The sequence below is a fragment of the Sphingomonas sp. BK345 genome, from assembly GCF_014193845.1.
GTDB lineage: Bacteria > Pseudomonadota > Alphaproteobacteria > Sphingomonadales > Sphingomonadaceae > Sphingomonas.
The window spans coordinates 129,035-140,969 of record NZ_JACHZX010000006.1; the positions used below are offsets into that span (position 1 = coordinate 129,035).

The following is an 11,935-nucleotide window of genomic DNA, read 5'->3' on the forward strand; positions in this document are numbered from 1 at the left end:
GCGGGTCGGGGAGCGGCGCCGTGCTCAGAGCAGCAGGCGCAGCGCCAACGAGGTGGTGCGGCCGTTGACCGAACGGGCGCGAACGATGCCGTTCGCCGGGATCGTCGCATTCTCGGACTCGGTGAAGCCGGGCACGTCGAAGGCGTTGTTGCTGTTGAGCGAGAGCTGCACCCGCTCGGTGAGATGATAGGTCGCGAACGCGTTGACGGTGGAGAAGCCCGGCAGCTTCAGCTTGTTGACGTCCTGCGCGAAGCTGCTCGTGGTGCCGACGACATTGGCGCCGAGCTCGATCGGCCCCAACGTCAGCTCGGGCGTGGTCTGGAAGATGAAGCGTGCCTGGCGCCGCGGCACATGGCCGATGGTGCTGGGATCGATCTGGTCGATCGCGATCCTGCTGTCGGTGAAGGTCGCGCCGGCGGTGAGGCTGAAGACCTTGCCCGTGAGCGCTCCCTCCGCCTCGATGCCGTGCGCGCGATAGACGCGGTCGATGAACGAGCCGGGCGTGGTGATCTGCGCGTTCTGCTCGCCGGTGCGGGCCCAGAAGCCGGTGAGATCGAGCCGCGCGCCGTCGCGGCGGTACTTCAGCCCGCCCTCGACCTGCTCGACCCGGTCCACGGCGGCGCGGCGGTTGGTCAGCGCGCCGGTGGCGACGTCTAGCCCGGGGCCGAACAGCAGCCGGTCCGAATTGGTGCGGGCGCCGCGGCTGTAGCGCGCGAAGACCGCGAACGGCTCGGCGACGCGCCAGTTGATGCCGGTCGAGTAGGACAGGTAATGCCAGCCGTAGAAGACCGGCGCCGGGCTGCCGAGCGGCAGCGCCGCGACACGCTGCTCCGCCGCCGCGATCGTGCCGTCCCCGTTCATGTCGCGCGCGATGAGCTTGGAGCGATCCCCGCCGAGGTCCGAGCCATAGATCAGCCCGGCGGCGTCGCCGAAGTCGTAGCGCAGGCTGCCGCCGATCGAGACGCGGCCGAGCTTGTAGTTGAGCGAGCCGAACGGCGCGTTGGTGTGATAGTCGACGCGGTGGCGACGGTGGCAGCAGTCACCGAAGAAGCTGGCGCTGTAGCCGTAGAAACCGTCCTGCGTCACCGGCACGCCCTGCGCGTCGTAGAGGTCGATCATCGCCGCGGTGCCGCGGCCGCGCAGCTCGAGCAGGTCCGATGTCCACAGCCAGTCGGTGTGGACGTCCTGGCGCGAGCGGTAGAAGCCGAGCGTGCTGGTCAGCTCGCCGCGCCCGATCGGGTCCACGCGGCTGGCACGCAGATCGTTGAACAGGTTGCCGAAGCTGTTGATCTTGGCGTCGAAGACGATGTTCTCGACGAGCAGGCCGTTGCCTGCGCCGAGCTGGCCCGGCCGCGCGATGGCCTGTCCGGGCTGCGCCCCGCTGGCGTAGCGCAGGGTCGCGCCGGCGCCGCCGAGCGCGGTGGCGATGTCGCTCGCGCCGTCGATCGCGGCGGGAAAGTTGGCGATAAAGCGGCCAGTGATGCTGGTGAAGCGGAAGCGATCGATCACCGTCCAGCCGGCGAGCGTCGCCTGCGCCTCGAACCCAACCGCGTTGACCACCGGATGCATGCCGTCGCGCAGGTCGTGGACGCTGCGGCGGTTGGCGCCGTCCAGCGTGACGTTGGGCAGCGCGTAGCGCGAATAGAGCGCGTCATGGCCGATATCGAAGCCGGGAAGGCTCTCGTAATGCGGGTCGGCGTCGCTGCCGGTCACGCGCACCGGGTTGGGCATGTAGCTGACGGTGCGGTCGTCGAGCGCCTTGCCGTAGAGCCGCACGTAGCCGCCGTCGAACTCCTTGGTGAGGTTGAGCTTGATCTGGCCGCCGCGATTACCGTCATAGCCGATCCGCCGCGGCCCCTCGCCCTGGCGGACGAAACCGCCGACGTGGAAGCGCCAGCCGTCGCCGAGCCGCCCGCCATAGTCCAGGTCGAGGCGATGCTCGCCATAGTCGAGCCCGGTGAGAAGCTGCACCGCCCCGCCCTCGGTCTCGCCGGCCTTGGAGATCAGGTTGATCACGCCGCCGGGCGAGTTGGACGCGAAGGTCGAGGCCGAGCCGCCGCGCACCGAGGCGATGCTGGCGACGCCCAGGTCGGCGCGCAGGAAGATGTCAGCGTTGCCGAAAACCAGGTCGCCGTACTCGACGAGCGGGAGGCCGTCCTCCTGCAGCTGCAGATACTTGCCTCCACCGGTCGCCATCGGCAGCCCGCGGATCGAGAGATTGGCGTTGCCCTCGCCGCCCGAACTCTCCGATCGGATGCCGGGAATGTTGCGGAAGATCTCGGCGACCGAGCGCGGCGCGATCTTGTCGATGTCGCTGGCGAGCAGCTGGCTGGTCGAGACCGCGGTGTCGAGCCGGTCGCGCCCGCGCGCCACCGCGGTGACGACCACGTCGCGGCGCGGTGTCGTCGCGTCGGGCGTGGCGGCGACCTCGTCCCGGTCGTTCGTCGCGGGCGCCTGCTGCGCGGCGGCGAGCTGCGGCACGCCGACTCCTAACGGTATGCAGGTGAACAGAAGCAAGGTCTTAATATGCACGGCGCGCCCCTTATTGTCTGGCGCCCCTATGATAAGTCGGATTGATGATGGTGCTGCGGCAACGAAGATTGCGCCAGATCAGATCAAAAGGTGAAGCCGCTGATTGGCGGGCCGTTTAATTCTACTTACGATATAGAAAATCACCGGTCTGGGTCACCACTGGTGTCAGCGACGGAGTATACTGCGGCATCAACCTCCCGCTCGCGGCGGGGGTGGATCGCGATCTGCCTTAACCGATTCGTGCTCGGGCGAACGCCGGAGCCCAGGGCGGCACGCACGACGTTCGTGGCCCTGGGCTCCGGCGTTCGCAGGAGCACTCCACTGGTTTAAACCCGGTGGATGACCCACCAAGCGATGCGACCCGGCGCGATCAGTCCTCGCCGGTCGCGCTCGCCGCGCGCGCGCGGTCGGGCGTGGTGCCCTCGCCCGCGAAAGGGGTGAGGCGGAAGGTCACGCGCGTCGGCTCCAGCCGAGTGCGGTACTGCGGCATCGGCAGCCCCGCCTGGCTCCACTCGGTGTCGCCGCCGACGCCCCACTGCGCGGAGTCGACCAGCAGCGTGACCTGGCCGTGCGGCACCACGTCGGTCGACTTCCACGTGCCCGGCGTGTGTCGGTCGAGATCGGCATAGGGGAAAGCCAGCGCGTTCATCATCAGCGGTCGGTCGCCCTGCACGCGCACGCCGCGCCCGCCGCCCGAGAGCTCCATCCAGCGCACGTCGACCTTGTTGCCGGTCTCCTGCGGGCGGATGAAGTCGTGGTTCTGCTCGGCAATCTTGCCGCGCCACAGTCCGATCGGCGCCGAGGTCTTGCGATCCACATAGCTCTCGTGCGGCCCGCGGCCGTACCATTCCACCTCGGTGACGTCGGTCGGCATCGCGAAGGCGAGCCCGACGCGGAACGGCGCGGGCAGGTCGGTCTTCACCGGCGTGAACTGGCCGTCGATCCCGACGCTGCCGTCCGCCGTCATGGCATAGCGGGTAGTGAAGGTCGCGGCGCCGTCGCCGAGCGCATAGTCAACCGTCACCTCGGCGCCGGCGTCGGTGCGCGCGCTGCGCACCGCGGTCACCCGGCGCGTGTCGCTCATCGCCTTCCACATCGCCAGCTTGCGGTCGGTGCCGATACCGATGTCATTGTCGGTCACCGCGCGCCAGAAATGCGGCGCGCCGCCGCTCGCGAGCGTGCGCCCGCCCTGCGCATAGTCGCGCACCAGCCCGGTGGCGCGATCGATCGTGAGCGTCGCGCCGTTCGCCGACACGGTCACCGCGCCGCTCGCCTGCTTGAGCGCCACCGCGCCCATCGCAACGGCCGGCGCGGTGGCCGCGCCCGGCTGCACCTGGAACTGCTCGAAGCCGAGCAAGGTACCGCCCGCCACGCCGGGGATCGCGCCCTCCCTGGCGCGGACGTTGACCGTGACGAAATATTCGGCGCCCGCGCGGCGCTGATAGCCCGTCAGCGGCAGCGTGATCGCCTCCGCGCCGCGCGCGGGCGTGGCGAGCGGGGCGAGCGCACCCTTGGCGACGGGTACGCCATCCTCTTCCAGCTCCCAGTCGAAGCTGAAGCCCGACAGGTCGCGGAAGTCGTGGCGGTTGCGCACCGTCACGCGGCCCGTGGCGGGATCGAAGCCGTCGAACTGCGCCGGCGCATAGACCTTGCGCAGCTCATACAGTTGCGGGTTGGGCGTGCGATCGGACTGGAGCAGCCCGTCGCCGAACTCAATGTCGCCGCCCGGGTTGGGGCCGTACTCGCCGCCGTCACCCCAGTAGCGGCGCCCGTCCTTGGTATAGCGGTACATCGACTGGTCGACCCAGTCCCACACGAAGCCACCCTGCAGCTTGTCGGGGTGAGCGTAGATCGTGTCCCAATATTCCTTCAGGTTGCCGCCGGTCTGACCCATCATGTGCGCGTACTCGCACTGGATCATCGGCTGCTTGAAGCGCCAGTTGACGGCATAGTCGCGCATCTTCTCGACCGTGTCGTACATCGGCGCGTAAATATCGGCGAAGTAGTTCGGGCGATGGTCGTGGACGCCTTCCCACGTCCCCCAGCCGAGATAGCTGAGCAGCCGCGACGGGTCGCGCTGCTTGGCCGCCGCCGCGCCCGCCTCGAAGTTCGGCCCGATCCCCGCCTCGTTGCCAAGCGACCAGAAGATGATCGAGGCGTGGTTCTTGTCGCGCTCGATCATGTTGGTGACGCGGCTGACATGCGCGTCTTTCCACGCCGGGTCGAAGCCGATCTGGTATTTGGCGCGGTCGTCGGGGTGATTGTTGCCCGCCTCCATATAGGCGTGGCTCTCGACGTTGGCCTCGTCCATCACATACAGGCCATACTGGTCGGCGAGCTCGTACATATACGGGTCGTTGGGATAGTGCGACATGCGCAGCGCGTTGATGTTGTTGCGCTTCATCAGCTGCACGTCGCGCTCCATCGAGGCGCGCGTGATGGTGTGGAAGGTCTCCGGGTCGTGCTCGTGGCGGTTGACGCCGCGGATCGTGATCGGCCTGCCGTTGACCGTCACGCGGCCGTCGATGATCGCGACGGTGCGGAAGCCGATCCGGCGCGCGCTCGACTCGATCAGCGCGCCCTTGGCGTCGTACAGCTCGACCAGCAAAGTGTAGAGGTTCGGCGTCTCCGCGGTCCACGGGCGCACGTTCGCCACGGTGCCGCTCAGCGTCACCTCGCGCTCGCCCGGCCCCGCCGGCACGGCGGCGCGCGCCTGCTGGAGGAGACGATCGCCGTCCATCAGCGCGTAGCGCGCGCTCGTCGCGGCTGTGCCGGTCACCGCCACCTCGACCGCGAGCTTGCCGTCGCGATAGGCGTCGTCGAGCCCGGCGTGGACGAACACGTCGCGCACGCGCGTCCTGGGCGCGGCGAGCAGGTAGACCGAGCGCTCGATCCCCGAGACGCGCCAGAAGTCCTGATCCTCGAGGTAGCTGCCGTCGGACCAGCGGTGGATCTGGATCGCCACCGTGTTGCGCCCCGGTTTGACGAAGCGGGTGACGTCGAACTCGCTCGGCAGCTTCGAATCCTCGGAATAGCCGACCTTCTCGCCGTTGACCCAGACGTCATAGGCCGAGCCTGCCGCACCGATGTGGAGGATCACGTCGCTGCCCTGCCAGCCCGCGGGCACGTCGACGTCGCGGCGGTAGGAGCCGACCGGGTTGGTCGCATGCGGGATCAGCGGGCGGTTGGCCGGGAACGGGTAGGTGACGTTGTTGTAGCGCGGCTGGTCGAAGCCCTGCGCCTGCCAATCGCCGGGGACCTTGATGTCCTTCCAGCCCGCGACGTCGAAGTCGGGCTTCTCAAACCCCGCGGGCAGGTCGTCGGAACTGGGGGACAGCGCGAACTTCCACGTCCCATCGAGCGCGACATAGCGCGACGAGCGCGCCTCCTCCCCCGCCTGCGCGAGCGCGCGCGTCTCAAAAGGGAAGCCGGTGGCGTGCGCGGGCAGCTTGTTGCGCGCGTTGACCGCGGGGTTCTCCCAGTCGGGCCGTGACGCATCGACCTGCACCGGTTGCACCTGCGGCAGCCCCTGCGCGACCGCCTTCGATCCGAGCGGCGTGACCAGCGACGCGGCGGCGACGCCGGCGAGCAACAGCGAGCGCATTCCCTCTTTCCTCCCGTGCGGGCAGCCTTCCGCCACCCTGCTATTGTCTGACGATAATACCACGCCGCAGCGGCACAAGCGGTCTCGCGCAAGCCGCTGATGTTGAGCGCAAACCATTGCTGAGGGCGCGCAAGACTCGGGCGACGTCCGACGGTGTCACGCCAGTTTCACGCGCGCTTTCTAGGGAGCGCGCATGATCCGTCTCGCCCGCACGCTCGCTCTCGCCACCCTCCTCGCCGCCCCGGCCGCGGCGCGCGACGCCGGGCCGCTGCGACTCAACGACGTGCAGGTGATCGGTACGCACAACAGCTACAAGCGCGCGATGCCCGCCGCGACGATGGCCCGGCTGCGCGCCGCCGACCCGAAGCTCGCCGACGCGCTCGATTACGCGCACCGTGACCTGACTGAGCAGCTCGACAAGGGCGCGCGCCAGCTCGAGATCGACGTCAACTACGATCCGCAGGGCGGCCATTACGCGCGCGGGTCGGACGATCCGGCGCTGCGCCGGCCGGGCTACAAGGTGCTCCACATCCCCGGCATCGACAATTCGTCGAGCTGCGTGCTGCTGACCGAGTGCCTGACGATCATCCGCCGCTGGTCCGACGCGCACCCGCGCCACGTGCCGATCATGCTGATGTTCAACGTCAAGGACGAGCAGAATGCGGCGCGGGGCGGGATCGACTCGGTCGTGCCCGACGCCGTAGGTTATGACGCGCTCGACGCCGAGATCCGCGCGGTGCTGCCGCCGGCCAAGCTGATCACCCCCGACGACGTCCAGGGCCGCTACCCGACGCTGCGCGAGGCGGTGCTGGCGAACAACTGGCCGACGCTCAAGCAGGCGCGCGGCAAGATCCTGTTCGCGATGGACGAGACGCCGGCGAAGGTAGCGCTGTACCGCGGTGCGCGGCGATCGCTGGAAGGGCGCGTGTTCTTCATCAACACCGACGAGGACTCGCCCGCGGCGGCCTATCTCACGCTCAACGAGACGATGGCGGACGCCGCGCGCATCCGCCGCGACGTCGCCGCGGGCTATCTCGTGCGCACCCGCGCCGATGCCGAGACGCGCGAGGCGCGGAGCAATGACACGCGCCGTCGCGACACCGCGCTGGCGAGCGGGGCCCAGTATGTGTCGACCGACTATCTCTGGCCCGACCCGCGTTTCCGCGGCGGCTATCACGTGGCGCTGCCGGGCGGCGGCGTGGCGCGCTGCAACCCGGTGCGCCGGCCGAAGGGGTGTTCGATCGGCGAGCGGTGAGCAGGGAGCGGGAGGCATAAGCGACGGCAACTCTCCGGCGTCGCGCGGCCGGAGCCCTTCCGTTGCCCCCCGACGCAGCTAACGCAACCTTTACCAGCGCTCGGCTAAGCCACTCAGCGATGACCGCGCACTTCCTCATCCAGGTCGACGTGCCGCGCGCGCTGGTGCGCATCACCATGTCGGGCTTCTTCGACGCCGCCGCGATCGCGCGTCTCCTCGCCGCGCGCGACGCCGCCCACGCCCTGCTCACCTGCGGCGCGAACGCGCATGTCACGCTCGTCGACATCCGCGAGATGGACATCCAGGCGCAGGGCAGCGTCGCCGAGTTCCGCGCCGTTCTCGCCGACCCGCGCCACGCCTCGCGCCGCCTCGCCTTCGTCGTCGCCCGCTCGCTCGCGCGCTCGCAGATCCGCCGCGCCGCGGCCGAGCGCGCCGCCTGCTATTTCGAGACGGTCGAGCAGGCCGAGGTCTGGCTGCTCGGCGCGGAGTCGGCGGCGGCGTAGCGGCGAACGTCGGCTCGCCTCACACACCAGCGGCGCAGCGTCAGCGCCTTCCCGGCCCAATCGATGTCCTCGCGCTAGAAGGCGGCCGTGCCGTGCCGATGGTCGGGCACAATCCCGATCGGCGGGATCGGCACGCGGTAGGTGGTCGCCGCACCGTCGGCGAGCGTCTCGTCCTCCAGCCCGAGCGCGGCGCCGTCGTGCCCCGGCGAAGCCCGGGGCCAGGTGGGAGACGGCAGTGACCGCCACCCAGATCACTCCAACGGGCTCCCGGCCCTAAGCGGGGAACGGATGAGCGACGCTCGTTGATTGATCAATCGCGCCTTTTCCGTGGCGGTCCGCCGCTTTGCTCTGTCCTACATAGAACAGGTGTGGAACATGAGTCGCGGCGTGACCCGATTCGGCGATCTCGCCCGTTGAGATGGAGGTAAGTCGCCCGCCATGCGCCCACCCGTCCCACCGCCGGCCGCGCTCGCCGTCGCGCTGCTGCTCACCGGCTGTGCGACGAACGCGGTGCGGGTACAGGCCGCGTCCGACGTCAGCGCACGCGGGCGCGAGGCGGTCACCGCCACCGCCGCCTATCTCGACTCGGTCGAGCAGCGCCGCCGCGACGCCGCAGCGGCGCTGGTCGCCAGCGACCCGAGCTGCCTGCCTGCCTCGCCGCTGCGGATCCAGGTACCGATGAGCGCCACCGCGCCGCCGGCATCGCTCTGCCCCGAGGGCGACACGCCCGCGCCCGGCTACACCGTCCTCAGCATCGACGTCGGCACCAGCCCGCGCGCGCTGCTCGAACCGCGCGTCGCGCTGCTCGCCGCCGTCGGCGACTATGTCGAGGCGCTGGCGACGATCCTCGCCGCCCCCCAGACCGACGTCTCCGCCGAGCTGACCGCCTTCGCGGAGCGGGTCGGCCGCGTCGTCGCCGCCGCGGGCGTGCCCGAGGTCGATCCGGCGACGCCGCGCGGCCAAGGCCTGATCGCCCTCGCCACCTTCGCCGCCGAGCTCGCGCGCGAGGCGCGCACCGCGGGCCAGGTCCGTGCGCTGGTGGACGAGCGCGGCGACGCGGTCGACCGCGCGCTGGCCGAGCTGCGCGGCGAGGTCGAGGGCTGGGGCCGCACCGCCGCGCGCAGCGCCGACGATCTCTACGGGAACGCACTGTTCCGCACCTATCTGCGCCACCGCGCCGACCTCACCGCCGAGCAGCGCGAGCAGCTCGTCGCGCGCGTGTTCGCCGCGCGCGAGGCGGCGCGCACCGGCCCGGCGCGCGTCGCGGCGGTGGCGGACGCGCTCGCGCTGGCGTCCACCGCCCAGGCCGACCTGCGCGCGGCACTGTCCGGGCGGCTCACCCCGGCGCAGCGCCGCGCCGCCGCCAAGCTCAACCTCGACCGGATCGCGCGCGCGCTCGCCCTGGTCACCACCATCGCGCGCCCGCTGTGAGGAGGATGGGATGACCCGCTACGCCGAGGCACTCGCCGCCGCCGACGCGCTCGCCGAGCAGGTGCAATCCTATGTCGCCGACGGCCGCTTCCTGCCGCGCTATTTCGATCGGCTGTTCGGGCTGCGCACGGCCCTGGGCGACGCGCTCGACCATTTCGCGGCGACGCTGATCACCGTGCCGGGCGACGCCGCGGTGTTCGCCGCGGTGCTCGACCGCTCGATCGAGGCGCGGCGCGCGGGCGAGGGGCTGATGCCGAGCGATGTCGCGCTGGAGCGCTACGCTGCCGCGGTGGAACGCGCCACCGCCGCGCTGCGCGCCGAGCCGCCCAACGCCGTCGCTTCGACCCCGTCCCCGCCCCTGTTGCGCGGCGCACTGCGACTGGACCGTGCGCGCGACGAACCGGCGCGGCAGGCCCTCGCGCCACCCACCACGGCAGCCGCCGAGCCTTATTACACCAGCCTCGCTAAGCTGTTCCCGGTCGAGGCGGTGGCGCTGTACCCGCTCGCCACCGGCATCGCGGGCGAGGACCGCTCGGTGCGGCTGATCCTGATCGCGGTGATCGGCGTCTTCGTCGTCGCGCTGCGCTGGTTCGGCACGCAGGACAGCGGCGGCCAGCCCGACGTCTCCGCGATCGCGGTCGCGCTGGCCTCCTTCCTGCTCTACGCCGCCGCGCTCGGCGGGTTCGGCTACCTGCCCGGCGGCGCCGAGCAGACGCGCCAGCTGCTCGCGTTCGTCACCATCATCTGGGTCGCGCTCGCGCCGCTGTGGCTGCGCCGCGCCCGCCGCTGATCTGCCAAGGAGAGACGCCGATGTGCACGCTCACCCACCGCCACGCGATCCACTGCATCCTGCCGCCCTACATCCTCTCGCGCATCGCCGAGCATGGCCCGCCGGAGCTGCGCGGCACGGCGATCCGCGCGCTGCTGGTCGATCCCTCGATCCGGATCGTCCGCGCCACCACCGCCGGGCCGGTGCTGGGCAGCGTCGCGCGGCTGCGCAGCGCCGCGGGCAACATCCTCACGCCGAGCCCGCTGCGCACGATCCGCGACGCCCAGCACAAGCCCGAGGCGCCCGGCGCCACCGTCGTGCGCCGCGAGGGCGATGCGCCGACCGGCGATCCGGCGGCCGACGAGGCGTATGACGGGCTCGGCGCCACCTTCGCGCTCTACTGGGAGGCGTATCAGCGCAACTCGATCGACGACGCCGGCCTGCCGCTCGACGCCACCGTCCACTATGACCAGGACTATGACAATGCCTTCTGGGACGGCACGCAGATGGTGTTCGGCGACGGCGACGGCGCGCTGTTCAACCGGTTCACGCTCGCGCTCGACGTGATCGGCCACGAGCTGACCCACGGCGTCACCGAGAAGGAGGCGGGGCTGGCCTATTTCAACCAGTCGGGCGCGCTCAACGAGAGCATCTCGGACGTGTTCGGATCGCTCGTCAAGCAGAAGGCGCTCGGCCAGGACGCCGCCGCGGCCGACTGGCTGATCGGCGAGGGCCTGTTCACGCCCAAGGTGAAGGGCAGCGCGCTGCGCTCGATGAAGGCACCGGGCACCGCCTATGACGATCCCGTGCTCGGCAAGGACCCGCAGCCCGCGCACATGGACGATTTCGTCCGCACCAACCAGGACAATGGCGGGGTCCATATCAACTCCGGTATTCCCAACCGCGCCTTCTACCTCGCCGCGACGGCGATCGGCGGCAAGGCGTGGGACCGCGCCGGCACGATCTGGTATAATGCGCTGCTAGACCCCAATGTCAGGGCCAACACCGACTTCGCCGCCTTCGCGCGGGTGACGGTGGACGTGGCCGGACGATTGTACGGCGCGGGCAGTGCCGAGGCGACCGCGGTCGGCACGGCGTGGAGCGATGTCGGAGTGAGCTGATGGCGGACGAGGCGGGGTGCGGCGGCGAGGCGCGGATGCGGGTGGAGGGCGGCTTCGCGCATCTGCCCGGCCGCGCGACGGACTCCTGCGTGCCGCTCGAGCGGCTGGGCGGTGACGAGCGCGCCGAGCTGGCGCGGCTCGCCGACGAGGCCAGCTTCTTCGACTGCACGCCCCAGCCCGCCGCGTCGCGCCCGGACGCGCGGACCTACACCATCGGGCTGACGATCGATGGCCGCAGCCGCGACTTGCAGCTCGCCGAACCGATCCACGACCCGAGGCTCGCCGCGCTGGTCGCGACGGTGCGCCGAATCACGCGCGAGCGCGGCGGCGCCTGATCGCCCTCGTCAGGCGACGGCGGCGACTCGCTCGTCGCGCGCTCTCTCGGAGCGGCGGCTGCGCGACGCCATCGCGGCCCAGGCGGCCTCGGCCCGCAGGCAGCGGTCGCGCACGTTGTCGAGCGTCGCCGCGTCGGCTTCCTCGCGGCAGCGAACGGCGTTGGCGGTGAAGGTCTCGCTGTCGCGCATCTTGGGCTCCTCCTCGCCGGCGCGGGAGAAGCCCGTGCCGGGGCGGACGCGTCGGCCGCGACGAGGGGCAGCGGAACGCGCCGACCTCTCGTCATGACTGCCGTGATCCTCCGCTTCCTGCCTCAACGCGCCATGGCGCGTTCCGGGCGCATCGCGAAGGAGATAAGCCGCCCGTGCCGCTGATACGCGGAGACAC

At 70.8% G+C, this 11,935-nt stretch carries 9 protein-coding genes; 6 read left to right on the plus strand and 3 right to left on the minus strand.

Translation table 11 applies throughout. The features are described from left to right. Nucleotides 1-24 precede the first annotated feature (24 nt). On the minus strand, nucleotides 25-2,481 hold the full coding sequence (locus FHY03_RS17620; protein WP_311722208.1) for a TonB-dependent receptor domain-containing protein: 2,457 nt from the start codon (nucleotides 2,479-2,481) through the stop codon (nucleotides 25-27). 421 nt (nucleotides 2,482-2,902) lie between these two features. Then, complete coding sequence (locus FHY03_RS17625; RefSeq protein WP_183931850.1) at nucleotides 2,903-6,136, minus strand: glycoside hydrolase family 2 TIM barrel-domain containing protein; 3,234 nt, start codon at nucleotides 6,134-6,136, stop codon at nucleotides 2,903-2,905. A gap of 193 nt (nucleotides 6,137-6,329) precedes the next feature. Between FHY03_RS17625 and FHY03_RS17630 the strand changes: the two genes are divergently transcribed. The 6 genes from FHY03_RS17630 to FHY03_RS17655 all read left to right on the plus strand — a co-directional run bounded on the left by FHY03_RS17630 (nucleotide 6,330) and on the right by FHY03_RS17655 (nucleotide 11,550). Beyond that, entirely contained in the window at nucleotides 6,330-7,391 is a 1,062-nt protein-coding gene (locus FHY03_RS17630; RefSeq protein ID WP_183931851.1) for a phosphatidylinositol-specific phospholipase C1-like protein, read from the plus strand. Nucleotides 7,392-7,510: 119 nt separating this feature from the next. Then, the gene (locus FHY03_RS17635) at nucleotides 7,511-7,894 is read left to right on the plus strand and encodes a hypothetical protein (protein ID WP_183931852.1); all 384 of its coding nucleotides are present in this window, start codon (nucleotides 7,511-7,513) and stop codon (nucleotides 7,892-7,894) included. A gap of 438 nt (nucleotides 7,895-8,332) precedes the next feature. Then, nucleotides 8,333-9,325: a hypothetical protein gene (locus FHY03_RS17640; RefSeq protein WP_183931853.1), complete on the plus strand. Its 993-nt coding sequence runs from the start codon at nucleotides 8,333-8,335 to the stop codon at nucleotides 9,323-9,325. Between the two features lie 10 nt (nucleotides 9,326-9,335). Next, nucleotides 9,336-10,115: a hypothetical protein gene (locus tag FHY03_RS17645; RefSeq protein ID WP_183931854.1), complete on the plus strand. Its 780-nt coding sequence runs from the start codon at nucleotides 9,336-9,338 to the stop codon at nucleotides 10,113-10,115. A gap of 20 nt (nucleotides 10,116-10,135) precedes the next feature. Then, complete coding sequence (locus FHY03_RS17650; RefSeq protein ID WP_183924504.1) at nucleotides 10,136-11,215, plus strand: M4 family metallopeptidase; 1,080 nt, start codon at nucleotides 10,136-10,138, stop codon at nucleotides 11,213-11,215. After that, on the plus strand, nucleotides 11,215-11,550 hold the full coding sequence (locus tag FHY03_RS17655; RefSeq protein ID WP_183931855.1) for a protealysin inhibitor emfourin: 336 nt from the start codon (nucleotides 11,215-11,217) through the stop codon (nucleotides 11,548-11,550). Before FHY03_RS17650 ends, FHY03_RS17655 begins: the two co-directional genes overlap by 1 nt. Nucleotides 11,551-11,559: 9 nt before the next feature. On the opposite strand, the gene FHY03_RS17660 is transcribed toward FHY03_RS17655, so the two are convergent. Next, nucleotides 11,560-11,739 carry a hypothetical protein gene (locus tag FHY03_RS17660; RefSeq protein WP_183924500.1) on the minus strand — a complete coding sequence of 60 codons (180 nt, stop codon included), beginning with the start codon at nucleotides 11,737-11,739 and terminating at the stop codon, nucleotides 11,560-11,562. Nucleotides 11,740-11,935 lie beyond the last annotated feature (196 nt).

What these genes read in the sequence shown, in the direction of transcription:
- FHY03_RS17655 (WP_183931855.1), top strand. Translation starts at nt 11,215, where the DNA reads ATGGCGGACGAGGCGGGGTGCGGCGGCGAGGCGCGGATGCGGGTGGAG.
- FHY03_RS17640 (WP_183931853.1), top strand. Translation starts at nt 8,333, where the DNA reads ATGCGCCCACCCGTCCCACCGCCGGCCGCGCTCGCCGTCGCGCTGCTG.
- FHY03_RS17645 (WP_183931854.1), top strand. Translation starts at nt 9,336, where the DNA reads ATGACCCGCTACGCCGAGGCACTCGCCGCCGCCGACGCGCTCGCCGAG.
- FHY03_RS17625 (WP_183931850.1), bottom strand. Translation starts at nt 6,136, where the DNA reads ATGCGCTCGCTGTTGCTCGCCGGCGTCGCCGCCGCGTCGCTGGTCACG.
- FHY03_RS17630 (WP_183931851.1), top strand. Translation starts at nt 6,330, where the DNA reads ATGATCCGTCTCGCCCGCACGCTCGCTCTCGCCACCCTCCTCGCCGCC.
- FHY03_RS17650 (WP_183924504.1), top strand. Translation starts at nt 10,136, where the DNA reads ATGTGCACGCTCACCCACCGCCACGCGATCCACTGCATCCTGCCGCCC.
- FHY03_RS17635 (WP_183931852.1), top strand. Translation starts at nt 7,511, where the DNA reads ATGACCGCGCACTTCCTCATCCAGGTCGACGTGCCGCGCGCGCTGGTG.
- FHY03_RS17660 (WP_183924500.1), bottom strand. Translation starts at nt 11,739, where the DNA reads ATGCGCGACAGCGAGACCTTCACCGCCAACGCCGTTCGCTGCCGCGAG.